Source organism: Pseudactinotalea sp. Z1732, from assembly GCF_049724975.1.
Classification (GTDB): domain Bacteria; phylum Actinomycetota; class Actinomycetes; order Actinomycetales; family Beutenbergiaceae; genus CALKWS01.
Window position 1 is genome coordinate 109110 of sequence record NZ_JBMPQC010000002.1, and the last position, 22372, is coordinate 131481.

Sequence of the window (22372 nt, forward strand, 5' to 3'; positions counted from 1 at the left end):
AACTCGCCCGGCCCCGTAATCAACCCGCCCGGCCGCACTACCGCCGTCACCCGCTACCCACGGCGCAGGGCGGGTGGATGCCTGCGACGTCGGTGGGCACCGATCGGTCGGTGGGCGCCGATAGCATGGCGCCAGCCCAGCACATCCACGAGGAGGCTCAGGTATGCCGGGACAGGTCAGCCCGGGCAGGGCCCTCGAACGCGTGGTCGGACGCGCCGCGGAGCGTCTCGCCTCGTTGGGCATCCACTCCCTGCCGGACCTGCTCTATCACTTCCCGCGCAAGATCATCCCGGTCTCCCACTACTCCTCCCTGGCCGAGGTGACGCCGGGGGAGTACGGCACCGTGATCGTCGAGGTGCAGCAGATCCACGGCAGGCCCACCCGTCGGCACGGCCTGCACCTGACCACGCTGGTGGTCACCGATGGGGTCGAGACCGCCGATGCGGTCTTCTTCGGACGCGGCAAGGGAATGGAGTTCGCCCTCCGCAAGGCGGTCCCGCCGGGTAGCCGGGTGGAACTGTCCGGTGATGTGGACTGGCGTGGCGGGCGGATCCAGTTCAAGAACGTCACCTACGCCCCGATCGATCCGGATGAGGCACTGACCGAGGACGTGCGGAACCTGCATGCCGACCTCGCCGAGCTGGAGACCGGGCAGCGCCAGCCGAAGCGGCGGGAGCTCCGCCCGGTCTATCCCGCCACCGCCGAGGTGCCCTTGGACCTGGTGCGCGCGTCGATCGAGGTGGCCATGGCCCACCTGGACAGCGCCGGCTTGCACGACCCGATCCCGGCCGAGGTGCTGCGTGCCCGCGACCTGATGCCGCTGGCCAGCGCCCTGGAGACCATCCACAACCCGCCCACGATGACGGAGTACGAGGCTGCCCAGCACCGCTTCCGGTTCGAGGAAGCATTCCTGCTGCAGACGGCGCTGGCCCGCCGGCGCGCCGATATCGCCGCCTACGATGCCCGGGCGCGCCCGGGCCGCTCCGGCGGCCTGGTCGAGGCCCTCGACGCGGCGTTGCCGTTCGAGCTGACCCAGGGCCAGCGCGAGGTCGCGGCCGAGATCGCCGCCGACCTGGCCGACCCTCACCCCATGCAACGGCTGCTGCAGGGCGAGGTCGGCTCGGGCAAGACGGTCGTGGCCGTGCGGGCGATGCTGCAGGTGGTCGAGTCCGGCGGGCAGGCCGCGCTGCTGGCACCCACCGAGGTGCTCGCCCAGCAGCACGCCCGCTCGATCGCCGACCTGCTCGGCCCGCTGGGGCGCGCCGGGATGCTCGACGGCGACGACGCCGGAACCCGCATCGTGCTGTTGACCGGGTCGATCACCGGTGCTCGGCGCCGGCAGGTCCTGGCCGAGATCGCCTCCGGGGCAGCCGGCATCGTCATCGGCACGCACGCCCTCCTGCAGGAGCAGGTCCAGTTCGCCGACCTGGGCTTGACGGTGATCGATGAGCAGCACCGCTTCGGGGTGCAGCAGCGCGAGGCCCTGCGGGCCAAGAGCAACGTGATGCCACACCAGCTGTACATGACCGCCACCCCTATCCCGCGGTCGGTCGCGATGACGTTCTTCGGCGACGTGGAGGTCTCCACACTCCGCGAGATCCCCGCCGGTCGGGCGCCGGTCACCACCCACATCGTTCCGGCAGCCAACGAGCGATGGCTCGCCCGGGCCTGGACCAAGATCGCCGAGGAGATCGACCGCGGCAACCGTGCCTACGTCGTCGCTCCGAGGATCTCCTCGGGCACCGCCGAGGAGAGCGCCGACCTGGTCGATGACGACGACGCAGGCCCGGCCGCGGCCGCGTCCCGTTCCGCCCGGGCCGGGAGGGCAGCCGGCCCGGGCGGCGGGCCCTCAGGTGCTCCGGCGCCGATGAGCAACGTCACCGACGTGGCGCAGATGCTCGCCCGGCACGAGTTGTTGGCCCATATCCCCCAGGGCATGCTGCACGGCCGGTTGCCGGCGGAGGAGAAGGATGTCGTGATGGCCTCCTTCGCCGACGGGCGCGCCCCTTTGTTGGTCACCACCACGGTGGTGGAGGTCGGGGTGGACGTGCCCGAGGCCACCGTGATGGTGATCCTGGACGCCGAGCGGTTCGGGCTGTCCCAGTTGCACCAGTTGCGGGGCCGGGTCGGACGCGGCAGCGAGCCGGGGTTGTGCCTGCTGGTCACGGCGGCCGAACCGGGCAGCCCGGCGCACGAGCGCCTGGCGATCCTGGAACGCACCAACGACGGTTTCGTGCTGGCCGAGGAAGACCTGAAGACCCGCAAGGAGGGTGATGTGCTCGGCTCGGCCCAGTCCGGCCGGTCCCGCTCGCTGCGCCTGCTGCGGGTGGTCACCGACCGCGACATCATCGCCCGGGCCCGCGAGGACGCGCGGGCCCTGATCGAGCAAGACCCTAACCTGGTGCATCATCCCGAACTGCTGACCGCGATCACCACGATGGTCGACCCCGAACACGAGGAGTACCTGGACCGTGCCTGAGCCCACCCCCCTGGTACGGACCAAGGGCCTCACCCTGGGGTACGGAGCGGACCTGGCCAGCCGGGTCTGCCCACCGGTCTCGGTCTCGGTCGCCCCCGGCCAGGTGCTGGCGGTGATCGGCGCGAACGGCACCGGCAAGTCCACCTTCCTGCGGGCGGTGGCCGGGCTGCTGCCCCCGCTGGCCGGGTCGGTGCAGACCTTCGGGCGCCCGGTGGACGAACGCGCCGCGTGGTTCCGGGCCTACACCGCGATGCTGCTCGATGAGGACTCCTACCTGCCAGCCCTGACCGTGCGCGAGCACCTGCTGCTGACCGCCCGTGGTCACGGCGTGAAAGGGGTGTCGGACCTGGTCACCGACCTGGTCGAGGAGTTCGGACTCACCGACCGTCAGCACGCCATCCCCACCGCGCTGTCCTCGGGACAGCGGCGCCGGCTGCTGCTCTCGGCGGTGTTCGTGCGGCCGCGCAAACTGCTCCTGTTGGACGAGCCGGAGCAGCGCCTGGACTCGGGCATGCGGGACCGCCTCGCGCAGCGCCTGGTTGCCGAACGGGCTGCCGGCGGTGGCGTGGTGATGGCCACCCATGACCCGGTCCTGGTGCGCCGGTCCGCTACTGCGGCGGTGCTGCTCACCGAGGACGGGGTCACCCGGCTCTCACCGGAGGACGGTGCCCGGGCGATCGAGGCGCTGTGAGCCGAGGCGCCGCGAGTAACGGGACCGAGGCTCCCGAGGGTGGGCAGTGGCCACCGCCGCCCCAGGAGGCGCTGTCCGGCGTCGACCTTCGGCGGCTGACCCGTCAGGCCACCGAGGCGCACGGCGGTGGCCGGATCAGTGAACTGGTCGGAGAGGTCTACTCCGTCCTGGTAGCCGGGGCGATCGCCTGGCTGGTGGTGATCGGTGCCGTGCAGGCGCTCGGAATGGAGGCCGATACCGGCCAGGCACCAGCCCTGATCGAACCGGGCTGGTTGGCTCTGGCCGCGGCGACGCTGGCCGCCGGCGTCGTGGTCAGCCTGTTCGCCCGGTTGGGCCCGATGGCGATGGGGGCCGGTCACGCCACCTGGTGGCTGCCGATGCCCGCCGACCGATCCGGGATGCTGCACCCCCGGCTGTTGGCCATGCCCGCGGCGGGCATGGTCCTCGGAGTGGCTCTGGGGGCCGTCGTCGGGGTGCTCGCGGACCCCGGGGACCTGTTCCGGTCGGTGGTCTGGTCCATGGTCTCCGGTGGGGTCGCGGGCATCGTGGCGGTGCTGGTCTGCGTCGCCGGGCAGATCCGGCTGGGTGTCGAGCGCCCACGGCGGGTCCGCCCGTTGGTGGTGACCGGTGATGCCCTGGTGGCCGCCGGACCGATGCTCGCGCTGGTCGCGGCGCTGCTGCGGCCACCACCGTTGAACCTCGTCGGGGCCCTGCCGCCGGCCACCGCGATCCTCGGCGTGGCCGCGGTGCTGCTGCTGTGGTGGTGTTGGCGCCGGTTGTCCCAGGTGGGTGGCAGTGAGTTGCGCCAGCGCGGGGCCGTGACCGGGGCCGCCGCCGGGTCGGTGCTCTCCCTGGACACCAGGGAACTGGGGCGGGCGCTGTCGGTGCCGGGTCTGCCCCGGACCCGGCGCAGGTCGGCCTCCTTCGGTTGGGTGCGCGGGCCCGTCCTGGCCCTCATCACCGGTGATGCGATCACGATGCTGCGCAACCCCCGGCATCTGATCCAGGCGGGCATGGCGGTGGCGATCGCCTTGGTACCGCTGGTGGCCGGAGCCCCGCTGGCGCTGGCGGTGGTGGCCTTCGTGATCGCCGGGTACCTGGCCGCGCTCGCCACCGGGGAGGGCGCCAGGCTGGCGGAGGTGGCGCCGGTGCTGGACCGCACCTATCCGCTCGGTGCGGCGATGGTGCGCCGGGTCCGGGTGGTCTGGCCGGTGCTGGTCCTGGGGCTGTGGTGCCTGGTGGTGACCACCGGGTGGGCGCTGGCCTACGAGGACTGGCAATGGGTGCCGCTCGGCCTGGTCGCCGCACCCACGCTGGCCGCAGGGGTGTTGCGGGCCGCCTACCGCAAACCTCCGGACTGGGGGATGCCGTTGGTGCCCGGGCCGGCCGGCCCGATGGCCCCGGGCGTGGTCACGGCGTTCTCCCGGGGGCCCGATGTGGTGGTGCTGTGCCTGATCCCGCTGCTGGTGGCGGCCCTGGCCACCGGTCCGGGCACCACGGTGCTGTTCATCCAGATGGCCACCTCCGCGGTGGCGCTGTCGATCGCGTGCTACCTGCCCGCACCGGACCGGAGCCCCGGCGGCGAGGGTGGCGTGGCTGCGCAACGGAGAGGTTGAGGATGTCGCGCATCATCGCAGGGGAGTTCGGCGGGCGGCGGTTACGGGTCCCCGCCCAGGGCACCCGCCCCACCAGTGACCGGGCCCGGGAAGCCCTCTTCTCCCGGTTGGAGCATCTGGGCGCCCTGGACGGCGCGCGGGTCCTGGACCTGTACGCCGGCTCCGGTGCGCTGGGCCTGGAGGCGCTCAGCCGTGGCGCACGCGAGGTGGTGATGGTGGAGTCCGCACGCCCGGCAGCGGCCGTCTGCCACGCCAATGCTCGAACCCTGGGCGTGGCCGATCGGGTGCAGGTGATCACCGTCCCGGTCGAGCGGTACCTGGGCCGGTCGGCACCGGCGGCCGGATTCGACCTGGTGCTGGCCGACCCGCCCTATGACGTGGTGGACCTGGACGGCGTGCTCGAGGCCCTCGCCCGGGACTGGTTGGCGGCCCGGGCGGTGGTGGTGCTGGAGCGGGGGGCCCGTGCGGCAGACGTGGACTGGCCGCCGCCGCTGACGCCTATGGACGTGCGCCGGTACGGTGACTCGGTCCTCTGGTTCGCCGACACCGGGTCGGACTGAGACAGACCCTGCCTACGTGGTGGCCGGCTGGGTGAAGGGTGCGCCCAGCTCGGTGAACGTGCGGCCCTGGACCGCCACGCGCTCGCACCAGTCCTCGATGTCGGTGACCACCGGGTGGTACCCGTGCTCGTCGTCCAACCAGGTCACGTGCTCCGGGGCGATCGGGGTCGGGTCCGGCGCGGTGCGGACGGCCTCGAGCACTCGCATGAAGGCCCCGGTCTCACGCACGTCGGAGAGCAACGGGACCCCGGAGTTGAGGTGATCACAGAGGTTGTGCAGCAAACCGGTGCGTCCGAAGGTCAGGTCCACCGGGTCGAAACCGTTGCGCACGGTCAGCGTGTCGTCGGTGTAGGAGAAGTCGAGCTCCCCCTCGCTGCCGAACACGGTCACCCGCGGGGAGGAGTGCCCGGGTGCGGTCAGGGCCAGCCCGAAACTGAGGCTGAGTCCGTTGACGGTGCGCACACGCACAGCGGAGGTGTCATCGGCCTCGATGTGGTGCGCGCGGAACAGGTCGGTCACCACCTCGTCGACGTGGTCGGCGCGCAGTGCCCCGGCGATCCGCAGCCCGGTGGCCACCGCGTGCGCCAACGGGTTGGTCACCACACCGTCGACCACCTCGCGGCCATCCATCCGGCGCCGGCCGGCCCACGGTGCGCGAGCGTAGTAGTCGGTGCTGCGCAGCCAGGTCCCCACCCCGCCGATGCCGCGCAGTTCGCCGATCTCGCCGGAGGTGATGCGCCGGGCGATCTCGGGCAGCGCGTGCGACCCGAAGGACTGGAATCCCACCTGGCAGGCCAGGCCGGTCTCATCTGCGACCTGGACCAGACCGTGGAACTCCGCCAACGTGGCGGTGGTGGGCTTCTCCACCAGCACGTTCGATCCGGCGCGGAGCGCCTGCTCGGCCAGCGCACCGTGGGTATGGATCGGGGTGGCCAGCACCACGATGTCCGGCACGGTCCGGTCGAACAGGTCATCGAGGGAGGTGAGGGAGACCGCCGAGTCCGGGATGTCCGGCAGCCCCTCGGTCCCGTGGGTGTCCACCACGGCCACGACCTCGGTGAGGCCCTGGGCGCTCAGGGCGCTGAGCGCTCGAAGGTGCTGACGTCCGTACCCCCGGGCACCGACGACGGCGACGGATCTGGTCACATGTCCTCCTGCAGGATGCTGGTCTGGTCGGCGGCCAGCACGGCCGCCTCATCTGGGGTGATGGCCCGGTCCGTGAGGACCGCGGCCAGGCTCATCCGGTAGTGCTGCCCGAGTCCGAGGTGCCGCTGGTCGCGCCAGGTCACGGCAGGCCCGGCGCCCACGTACCCCTGCGTGCGCACGAACCACCGCAGCGTCGGCGCCGGTTGGACCAGCAGCAGGCTCACGGTGCCTCGTTCGCGCTCCTGCTGCACCAGTAGCCACGGACTGCGCGAGCCGAGCGCCCGCTTCGTGCCACCGCCGTCGACGACGGTGACGGTGGTCGGCCAGGAGGTGTCCGACAGCCGCCAGAACAGCCCGCCGTACCCGGCTCCGATGCGCCCGCGGGTGGCCGGCGACCCCAGTGCGAGCGCGGTGGCGTCGGCGTGCAGCACCGAATGCCAGTGCAGCGCCCAACCCTGGGCCTGGGGAAGATGCACTGCGCGCAGATGCCGCTGCTCACTGAGGTGATGGGTCCCCGCGGCATCCAGCCACTGCACCTGCTGCTCGATCGTGGTGGTGCTGGCGTGGGTGTGCAGGACCTGCTGCCGACCCTGGTCGGGCAGCATCTGGTACCCGCGGGATTCCACGTAACTGGGCCCGCCCCAGTAGTTGCTGGAGTCCACGTCCGCGATCGCGTTGGACATCCCGTAATGGTGCGGGTGATCGGCCGGTTCGGCCTCGGTCATCTCCACCCCGTCCAGAGTGCGCACCGGGTGCAGGTAAGGCCGGGGGGAGTGGTCGGGATCCATCGAGGTGCCGTCGCAGTAGTCGGCTACGGGTCTCCCGGCCACGATCAGAGTCTGGGCTCGGATTGCGGTGGCGTGAGCAGTCACGCGGGATGCATCTCTTCCTTACTGGATGGGAACGATGCCCGGGCACGGGCCGAGGGCGTCGCTGGCAAAGAACCGCCACCCAGGGTAGCGCCGAACCCGGGCTCCCCGAACAGGGGCGCGCCGACCCACGGCGCCCCCGGACTCGTGCCGACCGACCCGGGTCGCGCTGGGCCGTGGCGTATCTGGCAGGATCGTGGCATGACTTCTCCTCGCGCCGTCATCATCTCCGGAGCCGGGCGCTACGCCGACCCGTGGCACCCGTTCGAGCAGACGTCCGCCGCGCTGGCCCGGCTGCTGGCCGAGAACGGCGTCACCGCGCACATTCATCCCAGCGACGCCGGGGACGTGGACCTGGCCGGGGTCGACCTGCTGGTGGTGAACGCGGGGGGCGGGTCCACCACGGATGACGACGCCGCCGCCTCCGATCCGGTCGCGTTGCGCCGGTCGGTGCTCGACTTCACCGCAGCCGGCGGGCCCACCCTGGTGGTGCACACCGGATCCAACACCTTCTATGAGTCCGCTCGCTGGTCGGAGTTGCTCGGCGGGGCCTGGGTGACGGGCGTCTCGATGCATCCGCCGTTGGGCGAGGACGTGGTGCAGGTGGTCGATGCCGATCATCCGATCAGCACCGGCTTGAGCGAACTGCGCATCCGCGACGAGCGGTACAGCTTCCTGCGGGTGGCCCCCACCGCCCGGGTGCTCATCACCCACCGGCACGACGACGCCGAACACGCACTGGTGTGGGTGCACACCCACGAGGGCGTGCGGGTGGTCTACGACGCCCTCGGCCATGACGAGGCGGCCTACGCCGGAGCGGACCGGCGCGAACTGCTGCGCCGGGAGGTGGCGTGGCTGCTGGACCGGACGACCGGGTAGCCCCGGGGCGCCGTCGGCCTCAGGTGACCGCGCCGACGTGCCACGGGATGAACTCGTCCTGACCCAGGTCCAGTTCCTCGCTGACGGTCCGCTGCCCGGAGGCCACCGCGATGATCTGCTCGTAGATCTCCCGGCCCTTCTGCTCCAGGGTGGTGGTGCCGTCGACGATCCCGCCGCAGTTGATGTCCATGTCCTCGTGCATGCGCTCGTACATGGCGGTGTTCGTGGCCAGTTTGATCGACGGCGTGGGTTTGCAGCCCAGCACCGAGCCGCGTCCGGTGGTGAAACACACCACGGTGGCGCCGCCGGCCACCAACCCGGTCACCGAGACCGGGTCGTAGCCGGGGGTGTCCATGAACGTGAATCCGGTGTCGGTGATCGGTTCGGCGTACTCGTAGACCGCCGTCATCTCCGCTGAGCCCCCCTTGGCCACCGCACCGAGGGACTTCTCCAGGATGGTGGTCAGCCCCCCGGCCTTGTTGCCCGGCGAGGGGTTGTTGTCCAGGGTGCCCGCACCGGCAGCGGTGTAGTTCTTCCACCACTCGATCCGGTCCAGGAGTTTGGTGCCCACCTCCGGGGAGACCGCCCGTCGGGTGAGCAGGTGCTCGGCCCCGTAGACCTCCGGGGTCTCGGCCAGCACCGAGGTGCCGCCGGCGGCCACCAGCATGTCCGAGGCCAGCCCCAGCGCGGGGTTCGCGGTGATGCCGGAGTAGCCGTCCGAGCCGCCACAGTTCAGACCCAGGGTCAGGCGGGACACGTCCGCGGGTTCGCGCTGCACCTTGTTCACCTCGGGCAGCATCTGCCGGATCCGTTCCACCCCGGCACGCACGGTGGCACGGATCCCGCCCATGTCCTGGATGGTCATCGTCTCCACGTAGGTCCCGGTGGGTAGCCCCAGGTTTCCGGCCAGGGACTCCACCGGGATCATCTCGCAGCCGAGTCCGAGCACCAGCAGGCCACCGAAGTTGGGATGGTTGGCATACCCGCGCAGGGTGCGCAGCAGCATCTGCCCGCCCTCGGAGTCCGGAACCAGCCCGCACCCGCTCTGGTGGGTGATCGCCATGACGCCGTCGATGTTCTCGTACCCGTCGAGCGCACCGATGCCGCGGAACTGGTCGGCGATCATCTTGGCGGTCGAGACCGAGCAGTTCACCGAGGTGATGACGCCGATGAAATTGCGGGTGGCGACGCGCCCGTCGGGCCGGTGGTAGCCCAGGAACGTGCGGGGCAGGTCCGCTGGCGCCTCCGGACGGATCCGGTCGGTGCCGAACTCGTGCTCGCGCTCGGCGGGGTCCATGCCCAGGTTGTGGGAGTGCACGTGCTGACCGGCAGCGATCGGGCTCAGCGCCAACCCGATCGACTGCCCGTACTTGCGGACCTGCTCGCCCTGGACGGCGTCGCGGACCGCGAGCTTGTGTCCCATCGGCACCGCCTGGGTCACCTCCAGGGTTCCGCGTTCGGCGAGGGGGGTGCCGGCCAGGTCCAGGACTGCGCCCGGGCTGAGTTCCCTGGTGGCCACGGCCACGTGGTCCTGATCGGCCAACAGCAGCGCGGTCTGGGAGAAGGGGAGCGGGGAATGCGGCACGGCTGCCTCCGGACGGGTGCGAAAACGCTTTCATCATACCCGGTCGGTGCACCTCGGCTCCGCGGCCAGCCCCACCTCGGGCTCCGCGATCGGCGCACCGGTACCGGATCGGGCGGGGGAGGTGCTTTCGAATGTACGTTATTGACGTGAGTTCTCGTATCGCCGTCTGCCCCGGTTCGTTCGACCCGGTGACTTTCGGGCACCTGGATGTGGTGCACCGGGCCCGGAGCCTGTTCGATGAGGTGATCGTGGCCGTGGGCATCAACGCTGGTAAGTCCGCCCTCCTGGACCCCGAGCAGCGCGTGGACCTGTTCGCCGGCGCGGTCGCCGATCTGGCGGGTGTGCGGGTGGAGCGGATGGACGGGTTGCTGGTGGACCTGTGCCGCGAACACGGTGCGGACGTGATCGTCAAGGGCCTTCGGGGCGGGGCCGACTTCGACGACGAGCACCCGATGGCCGCGATGAACCGGCACCTGGCGGGGGTGGAGACGGTGTTCGTCATCCCGGATGCCTCCCTGAGCCACATCTCCTCCTCATTGGTCAAGGATGTGGCCCGCTACGGGGGCGACATCACCGATCTGGTTCCGGCCACGGCCGCTGATGCGGTCTATCAGGCCCTGGGCACCCGCCCACCGAAGGAAGGCAGGCGATGACACGCGAATCCGATGCAGGTTCGTCCCTCGTGGCGATCCTGGACGAACTGGATGAACTCGTCACCAGCGCCCGGTCCATGCCGATGTCCGCCTCGGCGATCATCAACCGCGCCCAGGTGACCGAACTGATCGAGGCCGCCAAGGAGGTACTGCCCGGCCAGATCTCCCGTGCCGACCGGGTGGTGGCCGACGCCGACGCCGTGCTCGCCGAGGCACGCAGCCAGGCCGAGGACATCCTGGAACGCGCCCATACCCGGGCCGAGGAGTTGATCTCCGAGCAACACGTGGTGGCCGAGGCCGAGGCGAAGGCAGCACGGATCGTGGCCGAGGCCGAGGTGACCGCGGAGAGACTCGCCCGGGACGCCGATGACTACTGTGACCGCCAACTGGCCCAGTTCGAGATCGATCTGAATGCCGTAGCCGCCCAGGTCAGCGCCGGAAGGGCGCGCCTGGAGGAGCGCGCCCGCACCCGCGGACCGGGTGACAGCGGCGCGGGTACCCACCGTGCCGGGCCAGGTGGCAAGGAAGGACGAGAGTGACCGATTCCCCATTCGTGATCAGTACCTACGAACTGCGCCGCTCACCCGGGGCGATGATCGAGGTTGAGGCGACCGCCAGCAGCGAGACCGACCTGGGAAACCAGGTGATCTCGGTTCCGGCCCAAAGCCCGATCGCACTCGATCTGCGGTTGGAGTCGGTGATGGACGGCGTGCTGGTGACCGGATTCGCCCGGGCCGAGGCCCGCGGGGAGTGCGTGCGCTGCTTGCGTCCGGTGACCGCGGACCTGGCAGTGGACATCACCGAGTTGTTCGCCTACATGGGCGCCCGGCACGTCAAGACCGAGGACGACGCGGACGAGGAGCCGGTGCCCCAGGTGCACGCCGACACGGTGGACCTGGAGGGCACGGTCATCGATGCCCTGGTCACCTCCTTGCCACTGCGGCCGCTGTGCGATCCCGGTTGCCCGGGACTTTGTCCCGAGTGCGGGATCCGGATGGAGGACGCCGAGCCCGGCCACGCCCACGAGAAGATCGATCCGCGGTGGGCGGCCCTGGCTGCCCTGGCCGGTCCGCAGCAGGAGGGCGAGCCGGACCGTGATGCGGATGACGAAGGTGCCGCGGACCGCAGTCCCGGTGGCGGTACTCCCGAGGATGCCCACGAGCCCGACGGCGGGGATGCCCCTCGTGTCTGATCCCGGCGATGCTGCGGTGCTGTTGGACGCCCTCGGCGTGCAGATCTCACCGGAGTTGTTGGTCCTGTCGCTCACGCACCGCTCCTTCGCCCATGAGGCCGGCGGCATCCCCACCAATGAGCGCCTGGAGTTCCTCGGCGACGCCGTGCTCGGGGTGATCGTGACCGAGTACCTCTACCGCAGCCACGAAACCGTCCCCGAGGGCGGCTTGGCGAAGATGCGTGCGGCAACCGTGTCCCAGCGGGCCCTGGCCCGCAGCGCACGGGCGTTGAACCTGGGGGAGTACCTGCTGCTCGGCAAGGGCGAACTGGCTACCGGTGGGCGGGACAAGGACTCCATCCTGGCCGACACCATCGAGGCGGTTTTCGGCGCCGTCTACCTCACCCACGGTTTGGAGACCACCCGGGAGGTGGTGCACCGGGTGGTGGGCGAGTCCCTGGAGCAGGCTGCCGGTCTGGGCGCGGGCCTGGACTGGAAGACCTCCGTGCAGGAGCTCTCGGCCCGGTTGGGCCTGGGCACGCCCCGGTACGAGGTCGAGGGCACCGGCCCGGACCACGCCCGCAGTTTCACCGCGATGTTGCTACTGGACGGGACCGAGTGGGGCCGGGGTCACGGCCGGTCCAAGAAGGTCGCCGAACAGGACGCCGCCGAGAGGGCGCACGCCGCGCTCCACCAGGCCCACCCGGAGGTACCACGCGGTGCCTGAACTCCCCGAGGTGGAAACCGTTCGGGCGGGACTGGCGGCGCACGTGCCGGGCCGCACCATCACCGCGGTGACGGTCTACCGGGACCGTGCCGTGCGCCGCCAGGCGGGGGGAGCGGCCCAGTTCGAGTCGATGCTGATCGGGCGGACCATCACCGCGGTGGTGCGTCGCGGCAAGTTCTGCTGGTTGTTGCTCAGCGGCCCGGACGGGGCCGGGGAGGATTACGCGCTGCTGGCCCACCTGGGTATGAGCGGGCAACTGCTGGTGCGCTCGGCGCCCGGCGGGGAGCACCCGCACCTGCGGATCCGGATATCGATGCACGACGACGGCGAGGTCTGGTTCGTGGACCAGCGCACCTTCGGCTACCTCTCCGTGGATGATCTGGTCCCCACCCGCGACGGGGGCCCGGGAGGTTTCGCCGGTCCGGCTCCGGGCCCCGAGCAGTCCGTCCGGTCCGCAGCCGACCCGATCACCCCGGACCCGGGCGTGCCCAGCGACGGACAGGCCGCCGGGGCCGGTTCGATGCTGCCACGGTCGGTGGAACACATCGGGCGGGACCTGCTCGATCCGCTGCTGGCCCCGGGCATGCCCGGGCGAGCGGGCTTGAACCGTCGCCTGCGGTTGGGCCGACGGGACCTCAAACGGGCCCTGCTGGATCAGGAACTGACCTCCGGTATCGGCAATATCTACGCCGACGAGGCACTGTGGCGGGCGCGGCTGCACTATCAGCGCCGCACCGACCGGCTGCGCCCAGCCGTCGTCGATGAACTGCTCGACGCCGCCACCGAGGTGATGCAGGAGGCGCTGGTGGCAGGCGGCACGAGTTTCGATGCGCTGTACGTCAACGTCGACGGGACGGCCGGCTACTTCGACCGGGCCCTCGCGGTGTACGGAAGGGCGGGGCAGCCGTGCCCGCGATGCGGGGCCATCATCGTGCGGGAGTCGTTCATGAACCGGTCGTCCTACTTCTGCCCCCGGTGTCAGCGCCGCCCGCGCCGGCTCTGAGCCGGGCTGGGAGGCTTTCGCCGCGGCTGTTAACGCCCCCCGGGCGGCACCGAGTCCCCTGACCGTGCGCCGGTGTCAGGTATGCGGGTCCGAGCGCACGTCCTCCTCGTCCGGGTGAACCCGGGACAGCGCCGTGTGCTCACGGTCCACCTTGCGCCCGAGCAGGAACAGGCCCAGCACCAGGGCCGAACCGAGCAGGAAGACGGCCACCGCCAGGCCCACCTGCTCATCCGGTGCGAGCAGCTCGCGCCCGTCGCCCTGCCAGGGCCACAGCGCCCGCAGCGCCCCGGCCACCACGCCGGTGAGTACCACGAGCGTGACCTCACGCCGGTGCGCCAGCAACCATTGCAGGCCCTTGACGAACAGTGCGAGACCCGTGATCAGGCCGGCCACGAAGATGCCCAGGTAGGTCAGGTCCCGGGAGTTCAGCGCCTCCAGGGTCGGCTCGTACAGGCCGAGGGTGAGCAGGATGAATGCCCCGGAGGTGCCGGGCAGTACCAGGGCGCACACCGCCACCGCGGCGGCGGCGAAGATCAGTGGCGCGACCGGATCGAGGTTCCCTGGTGGCAGGCCCACCAGGAAGAACACACCGACGGCCACCGCGACGCCCAGGAGCACCTGGCCGGCGGACCAGCGGGTGCCCTTCATGGTGATCGGCACGATGATCGCGGTGGCCGTCATGCCCATGAACAGCGCCAGCATCGGGATCGGGTGGTCCTCGACCAGTGGAGCCAGGAACCGCGCGCCCAGCAGCACCGCCGGTACCATCCCGGCCAGCAGCGCCAGGATCACCTTCCAGTTCACCCGTCCGAACTCCATCCGGGCGCGGGCGCGGTCGGTGATCAGGGCCTTGACGCCGCTGAGGAAGTGGCCGGCGGAGGTGATGATCGTCTCGTACACCCCGGTGACCAGGGCGATCGTGCCGCCGCTGACCCCGGGCATCACTTCCGCGGTGCCGATCAGACCACCGCGGATCACGGTGTAGACGCTACGAAGGAGGGACACGGCGCAACCTTAACCGCTGCGTGCGCCGTGGGTCGGTGCGGCGCCGCGCCCGCGCCGCGGTGGGCGCAGATGCCTCAGGTGCGCACCGTCGTCGTCGGGCCCTTCGTCAGGGCCGACGACGACGCAGCGCGACCCGGTGCGGCACGGCGGTGATCAGCGGTCCACGCGGGCGCTGCCCCCACCGGCGAGTTTGACCACCTGGTCCTTGGTGACCATGGAGGTGTCACCCGGGGTGGTCATCGCCAGCAGGCCGTGGGCGGCGCCGTACTCCACCGCGGTGGCCAGCGGCTCACCTGTGATCAGGCCGTAGATGAGGCCGGAGGCGAAGGAGTCGCCGCCGCCCACACGGTCCATGATCTCCATGTTCTTGCGGTGGGTCGCCTCGGCGAAGCCCTCGTCGGCGGACCAGGCGATCGCGCCCCAGTCGTTGTCCGAGGCGGTGTGCACGGTGCGCAGCGTGTTGCCGATCACCTGGAAGTTCGGGAACGTCTTCGAGGCGGTGGCGATCATGGACTTGAAACTGGAGATGTCCAGGTCGGCGAGATTCTCGTCCACGCCCTCCACCTCGAACCCGAGGGAGGCGGTGAAGTCCTCCTCGTTACCGATCATCACGTCGATGTGCGGGGCGATCCGGGAGTTGACCTCCCGGGCCTTGTCCACCCCGCCGATCGACTTCCACAGGCTCGGGCGGTAGTTCAGGTCGTAGGAGACGATCGTGCCGTGCTTCTTCGCCGCGGTCACGGCCTCGACCACGACCTCGGCGGTGGTCTCGCTCAGTGCGGCGAAGATCCCGCCGGTGTGCAACCAGCGCACGCCCAGGTCGCCGAAGATGTGGTCCCAGTCCACATCGCCGGGTGCGAGCCGGCTGGCGGCGGTGTGCCCGCGGTCTGAGACACCGACCGCCCCGCGCACGCCGAAACCGCGCTCGGTGAAGTTCAGCCCGTTGCGGGCCTCGCGGCCCAGACCGTCGAAGGGGGTCCACTTGATGAAGGAGGGGTCCACCCCACCGGTGAGGATGAAGTCCTCCACCAGGCGGCCCACCTCGTTGTCCACCAAGGCCGTCACCACGGCGGCACGCAGGCCGAAGGCGCGGCGCAGGCCCCGGGCCACGTTGTACTCGCCACCACCTTCCCAGACCCGGAACTGCCGCGTGGTGCGGATGCGTCCATCGCCGGGGTCCAGCCGCAGCATCACCTCGCCCAGGGACAGCACGTCGTAGCGGGTTTCCTCAGCGGGGCGGATGTTCAGAGCCATCGTGGCTGCTCCTTCGAGATCGGGGATGTGGTTCGGATCGGCCGGTGGTCAGGCCGGAAGGTTGGGTGGTGGTGGCACAACCATGGGGTGGCCGTGGGGGACCGTCCGGGGGCTGTGGCGCCGCCCGGCGCGTCGCCGGCGGGCCCAAGGCCAGCCGGCGCCAGGTCAGCGGGCGGCCAGGCGCACGGCCTCGGCGGTCAGGCCGCTGATCTCGTCGAACGCGCCTGCAGCGACCTTGTCCCGCGGCACCATCCAGGATCCGCCCACGGCCAGCACGCTCGGCAGGTCCAGGTACTCGGCGAGGTTGGACGGGCCTATCCCGCCGGTGGGCACGAACCGCAGCCCGCCGAACGGGGCGGACAGGGCCTTGATCGCCTTGGCGCCCCCGGAGGTCTCGGCGGGGAAGAACTTCACCACCTCCAGGCCGGCCGCGAGCGCGGCCTGGACCTCGGAGGCGGTCACGGCGCCGGGTAGCGGCAGCACGCCGCGCTCCTGGGCCCGGGCCACCACGGGAGCGTGGAAGCCGGGGGAGACGATGTACCGCGCCCCCGCGTCCACGGCGGCGTCCACCTGTTCCGGGGTGAGGACGGTGCCCGCCCCGACCAGCACGTCACCGCGGGCGGCGAAGGCCTTGATCGCCTCGGCCGCGGCGCTGGTGCGGAAGGTCACCTCCGCCACCGGGAGGCCACCGGCGACCAGGGCCTGGGCCAGGGGATCGGCGGAGCGGGCGTCGTCGAGCACCACCACGGGCACCAGCCGCGCGGCGCCCAGTTGCTCGAGAAGTTCAGTGGACATCGGCATCTCCTGATCGCAAACGTTTACAGCAAGCCTTGACGGGGAACGCTAGCACGGACAGGATAAGGGCTACAAGAGTGACCGGAAACGTTTGCAGCCTCGACCGTCCGCAGCGTTGTGGTCGATCCGCCCCGTCCTCTCGGGGTGTGGTCGCCCGCAGCGAAGTGAGCGGGGCGTAAGTCTGCCACGCACGCGGCGGGAAGGTGGGGCATGAGCACGACCATTCATGACGTGGCCCGCACCAGCGGGGTCTCAACCGCCACCGTCTCGCGGGCGCTGGCCGGATCACCCGGCGTGGCCGCCGCCACCCGGGCCCGGGTGGCCCGGGCCGCCCGGGAGCTCGGCTACGTGCCCAACCGTGCCGCCCGGCAGCTGGTCACCGGCCGGGGCTACTCGGTCGGTCTGGTGCTACCGGACCTGGAGAACTCCTTCTACTCCTCGGTGACCAAGGGTGTGCAGCAGCGGGTGCGGGCCGCGGGCTTCACCGCGGTGGTGGCCGACACCGATGAGGACGTCGAGACCGAGCGAGCGGTCCTGGAACAGTTGGCGGCCGGGATCGATCGGCTGATCCTCGCCTCCCCCCGGGTGCCCGATGAGGACCTGCTCGAGTTGTCCACCCGGGCGGACCTGGTGCTGATCAACCGGCAGGTTCCGGCCCGGCCCGGCGCCGGGGCGGCGGGCGCCGGGGACGGCCACGTGGTCCGGGACGGCATCGCCAGTGTGGTGCCGGACAACGCCAGCGGGATCGCCCAATCGATCCGACACCTGCGCAACCTCGGCCACCGCCGGATCGGCTATGCCGGCGGGCCCGGTACCTCCTGGTCGGATGCGCGGCGCCGCGCCGCCTACCGAGCCGATTCCCAAGGTGTGCAGATCGTGGACCTGGGGGCCTTTCGGCCCGGGCAGGCCGGGGGTGTCACCGCGGCGGATGAGGCGATCGCCACGGGGGTCAGCGCGGTGCTGGCCTTCAACGACCAACTCGCCATCGGCATGCTGGGCCGCTTCGCCGCTCGCCGCGTGGCCGTGCCGGAGCAGATCTCGGTGGTCGGGTTCGACGACGTGCAGGTGGCCGCCCTGCTGGCTCCGGCGCTGACCACCGTGGCGGTGCCGGCGAAGCGGATGGGAGCCCGGGCCGTGGACCTCCTGCTGGCCACGCACGCCCCGGCCCGCCGGTTCCGGCCCAGTCCGGTCCAGTCGGTGGAAGCGGTGGAACTTCAGGTCCGGGCCTCCACCGCGGAACCGTTCCAACCGCCAGCGGGCGCCGGCAGCGCCCCAGTAGAGTGACCGGCATGAGCAAGGCATCCGCATGACCGAGGACATCCGCGTCATGATCATCGACGATCACGAGGTGGTCCGTCGTGGCCTGCTCGAGGTGGTCCAGCGAGCCGAGGGCCTGGAGGTGGTGGCCGAGGCCAGTTCGGTGGCCGAGGCGACGCGCCGGCTCGTGCTGGTGCGTCCGGATGTGCTGCTGGTGGACCTGCAACTGCCCGATGGTACCGGGATCGAGATCATCAACGCCGCCGGCCGGCATGTGCCCGAGGCCGGGTGCATCGTGCTGACCTCGTTCGACGACGACGACGCGGTGGCCGCCTCCCTGGCGGCCGGCGCCAAGGCGTTCGTGCTCAAGACCGTCCGCGGGGCCGAGATCGCCGACGTGATCCGCTCGGTCGCGGCCGGTCGAACCCTGCTCGATGAACGCACCGTGACGCGCCGCAAGGCCCACGTCGAGGACCCGACAGCGGATCTGACCGCCTCCGAACTGCGGATCGTCGAACTCATCGGTGAGGGGCTGGCCAACCGGCAGATCGCCGAGGTCCTCGGGGTGGCGGAGAAGACCGTGAAGAACCACGTCACCGCGGTGCTGGCGAAGATGGGCCTGCAGCGCCGGACGCAGGTGGCCGCATGGGTGGCCGGGCAACGCTCATCCGGGTGGCGGGGCGCCCAGGAGAGCGCGGCTCAGCCCGGCCGGCACCCCTGAGGAGACCCTGCCCCTCCCGGGCCACCACAGCCCCGGGGCTGCAAGGATGGAGCCATGACCTCCTCCGAGCACACCGGCGCCCCAGGTTCCATCCCACCAGACTCTCCGGCCGACGCCGCGCTGCGCGAGCGCGTTGCGGGCCTGATGCCCCGAGCGCTGGCGGACCTGGGTGACCTGGTCGCCTTCCGCTCCGTCGCCGACGCCGAGGTGGAGGACCCGGCTCAGTGCATCGCAGCAGCGCACTGGGTGCGCCGAGCCCTCATCGACGAGGGTCTGACCGCGGACCTGGTGCCCACCCCTGACGGCAGCGATGCGGTGATCGGGCACTACCAGGGGCCACCGGGAGCCCCCCGGGTGCTGCTGTACGCCCACTACGACGTCCAGCCCGCCACCCCTGCCCAGTGGACTGGCGATCCCTGGACGCTGACCGAGCGGGAGGGGCGCTACTACGGTCGGGGGGCCGCGGACTGCAAGGGATCGGTGATCACCCACCTGACCGCCCTGCGGGCGTTGCGGGCCGACGGCGACTATCCGGTCTCCCTGACCGTTGTGGTGGAGGGGTCGGAGGAGCAGGGCACCGGCGGGCTGGAACAACTCGTCCTGGCCGATCCCGACAGCTTCGCTGCCGACGTGATCCTGATCCAGGACACCGGGAACGCCGCGGTGGGGGTGCCGACCCTCACCGTCGCGCTGCGTGGTGTGGTCGATGCGACGGTGCGGGTGCAGTCCCTGAGCACATCCCTGCACTCGGGTGCCTTCGGTGGAGCGGCCCCCGACGCCCTGGCGGCGCTGATCGCCATCCTGGCCAGCCTGCGCAACGCCGACGGTGACACCGTGATCGATGGGCTGCCGGCCACCGGCACCTGGGACGGGATGGGGTATGACACCGAGCAGTTCGCCCGCGACGCCGGATTGGTGGACGGGGCCCAGGTGATCGGTTCGGGCACCGTGGCGGACCAGATCTGGGCGCGGCCGGCCGCGACCGTGCTGGGTATCGACGCTCCGGCGGTGGAGGGTGCGGTGGCGGCGATCCAGCCCCGAGCCGCGGCCCGGGTGAACCTGCGTATCCCGCCCTCGGTCGATCTGGCCGAGGCCGAGACCGCCCTGGTGGAGCACCTTCGGTCGCACGCCCCGTGGGGTGTCGAGGTGGCGGTGGAGGTGACCGGACGCGGCCGGCCCTTCGCCGCGCGCACCGACACCCCTGCCTTCGCCGAACTCAGCAACGCGCTGGCCCAGTCCTACGGCCGGGCCACGGTGACGAACGGTCAGGGCGGAGCCATCCCGTTGACCGCAGCGCTGGCCGAGGCGCACCCGCAGGCCGCGATCGTCATGCTCGGCCTGTCCGAACCGGAGTCACGGATGCACGCCCCCGACGAGAGCGTGCACCCCGGGGAGATCGAGCACATCGCGCTGGGCACGGCGCTGTTCATGCGCCGGCTGGGTGGGCGTGGCTGACCCACGGGCTGCTGGCCGAGCGACCGAGGTCGGTGCGACGCCGATCCACGGCTGCGCAACACCGCGGGTCGGTGCGACATAGAGCCGGCACGAGCCGAACTGGAGGGAACGGTCATGGTGCGGGCGATGCTTCGGGCAGTGTTCCTGCTGGTGGCGATGGGGGTGCTGGCCGGCTGTTCCGGTGCAGTGCCCGGGTACGCACCCGGCGTGCAGCCGTTGGCGAAGGTCGAAGGATGGCGCGTCGAGCCGTTTCACCCCGACGTGCCCTTCGGGCTCGTGGAGGTTGCCTACGACCGCGACACCGCCGAGCAGGCGTGGCGGGAGAACGTGCCGGAGGATCTCGGGGAGGGCGACAGCGCGGAGGGGGAGCCGGGGCGCTACGGCTCATTGGACGGTGTCGACTTCTCTGCTCAGGTGCTGGTGGTGTGGCACTCGGGCCAGTCCGGCAGTTGTCCGAGTTGGCTGGCCGGAATCGAAAGTGACGGTGCGGCGGTCGCGATCGAACGGGGCGAGTATGTTCCGCAGGACGCGTGCACCGATGACTACAACCCGTACCGCATGGTGCTCGCCGTTGCCGCCGACCGGCTGCCTGAGCCTGGTCTGCTGCCGACCCAGGACGTCGTGATCGACACCATCTCCGACGGCCGCGTCAGCGCCTACCCGGACGAGCGCGTCACGAACCAGAGCGGGTGAACCGCCCGGACCGGACGGAGTTCACGGACCCGACTGCGCTCGACGCAGCGGTACCGTCCAACTCAGGCACAGCCCGCCGTCGCCGCTGTTGTCCCAGGTGAAGGTCCCACCGTGCTGGCGGGCGCGCTGCCCGAGGTTCGCCAAGCCCGAGGAGCGCACCGAGGTGGCCCTCAGCCCCACGCCGTCATCCTGGATCTGCACCTGCAGCTCCTCCGTGCTCAACCGCAGCCGCACGTGCAGCGAGGACGCGCGCGCGTGCCGGGCCGCATTGGCCAGCCCCTCCCGGACCACCGCGACCACATCATCGGCCAGATCGTCCTCGATGCGCGCATCCACCTCATCCGAGGCCAGCGGCGCATCCTTCGGCTCGCGCTCCAGGATCAGGGAGGGGGCGAAGCCCAGCCCGGTACGGGCCAGGGAGACCTCCCGCTCCAACCGGTCCACCAGCCCGGCCCGCTCGTCCGGTGAGCGCAACGCGTGCACGATCGAGCGGATCTGGCGCACCGATTCATCCACCCCCGTCAGCGCCTCATCGAGGACTTCGAGCAGCCGCGGCTCATCCGCGGGGATCTGCTCCCGCGCCTGGGTCAACTGCAGCCCGGATGCGAACAACTGCTGGATGGCCAGATCGTGCAGATCACGGGAGATCCGGGCGCGCTCGTCCAGCACCGAGGCACGGTCCTGGGCGTCGCGCGCCTCGGCCAGTTCCAACGTCAGGGCAGCCTGCCGGGCGAAGGACTCGGCGATGGCCAGATCGGTGTCGGTGAACTCCGGCGCGCTCTTGCGGCGCAGCAGCACGATCACGCCCATCACCGCCTGGCCACCGGTCAGCGGGGCGTACAGCGAGGGCCCGTACCGGCTGAACTGCGCCAGGCGCACCACCTCGGCCCGGGCGAAGGAGTCCACGATCATCCCGCTGCCGCTCTCGATCACCTGGACCGCGCGACCGTTCGCGGGCATGGTCGCCCCGAGCAGGTCACCGTGGAGGTCGCCGTCGACGATCTCGATAACCCAGTCCTTGGACAGACCCGGTAGCACCAGCACGGCGGTATCAGCCCTGGCGATCGTGCGGGCCCGCTGCGCGATCATCTCCAGGGCCTCCTCCACATCGATGCCCTGCAGCATCGCGGTGGTGATCTCCTGCCCGGCCGCCACCCACCGCTCCCGGGTCCGGATGTCGGAGTAGAGCCGGGCGTTCTGCACCGCGATCGCCGCGCCGGCGGCCAGCACCTTGACCTGATCGGCGTCCCCCTGGCTGAAACCGCCGGGCTTCTCCGACAGGTAGATGCGCCCGTACACCTGGCCACCGATCAGCAGGGGCAGGCCCAGAAAGGAGCGCATCGGCGGATGGTCCGCCGGGAACCCCCCGAATGCCTCATGGGTGGTGAGGTCGTCCAGGATCAGCGCACCCTCGGCGGGGATGGCACCGAGGACGCCGTGGCCCCGGGGTGGGTCGTGGGTGTCGGTGAAGGACCGAGGCATGCCGGTGTAGATGAACGTCTCGTTCACGCCGGCCGAGTCCAGTACACCGATGGCGGCGTAGCGGGCTCCGGTGATCTGTGCGGCGGTGTCGACCAGTTCCTGCAGCACCTGATCGAGTTCGAGGTGGGAGGTCAGCGACAGGACTGCCCGCAGGATCGGTTCCATGGCTCACAACGTACGCGGCGCCGGCATGTGGCGTCCTCGGGAAACGCCGGCTACCGGCCGCGACCGGCGCGGCGCGAAGCCGGTGCCGTACGTGTGATGGTTCGGACGCAGCGCCCGGTATGGCCCACCATCGAGAGGTTGTGTGCGATACTCGCCGTGGTACTGC

Annotated in this window: 21 protein-coding genes; 14 read left to right on the forward strand and 7 right to left on the reverse strand. The window is 71.1% G+C overall.

All coding sequences use genetic code 11. The annotated features are described in order from the left end of the window. The first annotated feature begins 163 nt into the window (after positions 1-163). From ACPL7H_RS04355 to rsmD, 4 genes are read left to right on the forward strand one after another with little or no spacing between them, the layout of a single operon-like run. Complete coding sequence (locus tag ACPL7H_RS04355; RefSeq protein WP_424795889.1) at positions 164-2479, forward strand: ATP-dependent DNA helicase RecG; 2316 nt, start codon at positions 164-166, stop codon at positions 2477-2479. After that, a complete protein-coding gene (locus ACPL7H_RS04360; protein ID WP_424788831.1) occupies positions 2472-3170 on the forward strand; it encodes an ABC transporter ATP-binding protein in 699 nt (232 codons plus the stop codon). Before ACPL7H_RS04355 ends, ACPL7H_RS04360 begins: the two co-directional genes overlap by 8 nt. Further along, complete coding sequence (locus ACPL7H_RS04365; protein WP_424788830.1) at positions 3167-4786, forward strand: DUF6297 family protein; 1620 nt, start codon at positions 3167-3169, stop codon at positions 4784-4786. Before ACPL7H_RS04360 ends, ACPL7H_RS04365 begins: the two co-directional genes overlap by 4 nt. A gap of 2 nt (positions 4787-4788) precedes the next feature. Next, a complete protein-coding gene (gene rsmD / locus ACPL7H_RS04370; protein WP_424788829.1) occupies positions 4789-5346 on the forward strand; it encodes a 16S rRNA (guanine(966)-N(2))-methyltransferase RsmD in 558 nt (185 codons plus the stop codon). Positions 5347-5358: 12 nt separating this feature from the next. Here rsmD and ACPL7H_RS04375 read toward each other — a convergent pair whose 3' ends face one another. Continuing rightward, entirely contained in the window at positions 5359-6492 is a 1134-nt protein-coding gene (locus tag ACPL7H_RS04375) for a Gfo/Idh/MocA family protein (RefSeq protein ID WP_424788828.1), read from the reverse strand. Continuing rightward, positions 6489-7322, reverse strand: coding sequence for a PmoA family protein (locus tag ACPL7H_RS04380; RefSeq protein ID WP_424795890.1), 834 nt, complete (start codon positions 7320-7322; stop codon positions 6489-6491). The genes ACPL7H_RS04375 and ACPL7H_RS04380 overlap by 4 nt, the downstream gene beginning before the upstream one ends. 240 nt (positions 7323-7562) lie before the next feature. On the opposite strand from ACPL7H_RS04380, the gene ACPL7H_RS04385 reads away from it, so the two are divergent. Next, positions 7563-8240: a ThuA domain-containing protein gene (locus ACPL7H_RS04385; protein ID WP_424788826.1), complete on the forward strand. Its 678-nt coding sequence runs from the start codon at positions 7563-7565 to the stop codon at positions 8238-8240. 19 nt (positions 8241-8259) lie between these two features. Here the strand turns inward: ACPL7H_RS04385 and ACPL7H_RS04390 are convergent, their stop codons facing one another. Continuing rightward, the gene (locus ACPL7H_RS04390; protein WP_424795891.1) at positions 8260-9825 is read right to left on the reverse strand and encodes a UxaA family hydrolase; all 1566 of its coding nucleotides are present in this window, start codon (positions 9823-9825) and stop codon (positions 8260-8262) included. Positions 9826-9956: 131 nt separating this feature from the next. On the opposite strand from ACPL7H_RS04390, the gene coaD reads away from it, so the two are divergent. Genes coaD through ACPL7H_RS04415 form a run of 5 tightly spaced genes read left to right on the forward strand, consistent with a single transcriptional unit; the run spans position 9957 to position 13379 of the window. Next, positions 9957-10478, forward strand: coding sequence for a pantetheine-phosphate adenylyltransferase (gene coaD / locus ACPL7H_RS04395; RefSeq protein ID WP_424788824.1), 522 nt, complete (start codon positions 9957-9959; stop codon positions 10476-10478). After that, the gene (locus ACPL7H_RS04400; protein ID WP_424788823.1) at positions 10475-11017 is read left to right on the forward strand and encodes a hypothetical protein; all 543 of its coding nucleotides are present in this window, start codon (positions 10475-10477) and stop codon (positions 11015-11017) included. Before coaD ends, ACPL7H_RS04400 begins: the two co-directional genes overlap by 4 nt. Then, positions 11014-11670 (forward strand): YceD family protein, encoded by a 657-nt coding sequence (locus tag ACPL7H_RS04405; protein ID WP_424795892.1) that lies wholly within the window; start codon positions 11014-11016, stop codon positions 11668-11670. Before ACPL7H_RS04400 ends, ACPL7H_RS04405 begins: the two co-directional genes overlap by 4 nt. Then, positions 11654-12376: a ribonuclease III gene (rnc, locus tag ACPL7H_RS04410; protein WP_424795893.1), complete on the forward strand. Its 723-nt coding sequence runs from the start codon at positions 11654-11656 to the stop codon at positions 12374-12376. The genes ACPL7H_RS04405 and rnc overlap by 17 nt, the downstream gene beginning before the upstream one ends. Next, positions 12369-13379 (forward strand): DNA-formamidopyrimidine glycosylase family protein, encoded by a 1011-nt coding sequence (locus ACPL7H_RS04415; protein WP_424795894.1) that lies wholly within the window; start codon positions 12369-12371, stop codon positions 13377-13379. Before rnc ends, ACPL7H_RS04415 begins: the two co-directional genes overlap by 8 nt. Before the next feature lie 75 nt (positions 13380-13454). Here ACPL7H_RS04415 and ACPL7H_RS04420 read toward each other — a convergent pair whose 3' ends face one another. The 3 genes from ACPL7H_RS04420 to eda form a co-directional block, all read right to left on the reverse strand. Then, entirely contained in the window at positions 13455-14384 is a 930-nt protein-coding gene (locus tag ACPL7H_RS04420) for a DUF368 domain-containing protein (RefSeq protein WP_424788819.1), read from the reverse strand. A 153-nt stretch (positions 14385-14537) separates the two neighbouring features. Then, entirely contained in the window at positions 14538-15638 is a 1101-nt protein-coding gene (locus tag ACPL7H_RS04425; RefSeq protein WP_424788818.1) for a sugar kinase, read from the reverse strand. A gap of 165 nt (positions 15639-15803) precedes the next feature. Next, positions 15804-16433, reverse strand: coding sequence for a bifunctional 4-hydroxy-2-oxoglutarate aldolase/2-dehydro-3-deoxy-phosphogluconate aldolase (eda, locus tag ACPL7H_RS04430; protein WP_424788817.1), 630 nt, complete (start codon positions 16431-16433; stop codon positions 15804-15806). Positions 16434-16643: 210 nt separating this feature from the next. On the opposite strand from eda, the gene ACPL7H_RS04435 reads away from it, so the two are divergent. The 4 genes from ACPL7H_RS04435 to ACPL7H_RS04450 all read left to right on the forward strand — a co-directional run bounded on the left by ACPL7H_RS04435 (position 16644) and on the right by ACPL7H_RS04450 (position 20559). Beyond that, the gene (locus ACPL7H_RS04435; protein WP_424788816.1) at positions 16644-17717 is read left to right on the forward strand and encodes a LacI family DNA-binding transcriptional regulator; all 1074 of its coding nucleotides are present in this window, start codon (positions 16644-16646) and stop codon (positions 17715-17717) included. Between the two features lie 43 nt (positions 17718-17760). Next, a complete protein-coding gene (locus tag ACPL7H_RS04440) occupies positions 17761-18411 on the forward strand; it encodes a response regulator (RefSeq protein WP_424788914.1) in 651 nt (216 codons plus the stop codon). A gap of 54 nt (positions 18412-18465) precedes the next feature. Continuing rightward, positions 18466-19866: a M20/M25/M40 family metallo-hydrolase gene (locus ACPL7H_RS04445; protein ID WP_424788815.1), complete on the forward strand. Its 1401-nt coding sequence runs from the start codon at positions 18466-18468 to the stop codon at positions 19864-19866. A 126-nt stretch (positions 19867-19992) separates the two neighbouring features. Next, positions 19993-20559, forward strand: a complete 567-nt coding sequence (locus tag ACPL7H_RS04450) for a hypothetical protein (RefSeq protein WP_424788814.1) — start codon at positions 19993-19995, stop codon at positions 20557-20559. A gap of 21 nt (positions 20560-20580) precedes the next feature. Here ACPL7H_RS04450 and ACPL7H_RS04455 read toward each other — a convergent pair whose 3' ends face one another. Next, positions 20581-22206 carry a GAF domain-containing protein gene (locus ACPL7H_RS04455; RefSeq protein ID WP_424788813.1) on the reverse strand — a complete coding sequence of 542 codons (1626 nt, stop codon included), beginning with the start codon at positions 22204-22206 and terminating at the stop codon, positions 20581-20583. Positions 22207-22372 lie beyond the last annotated feature (166 nt).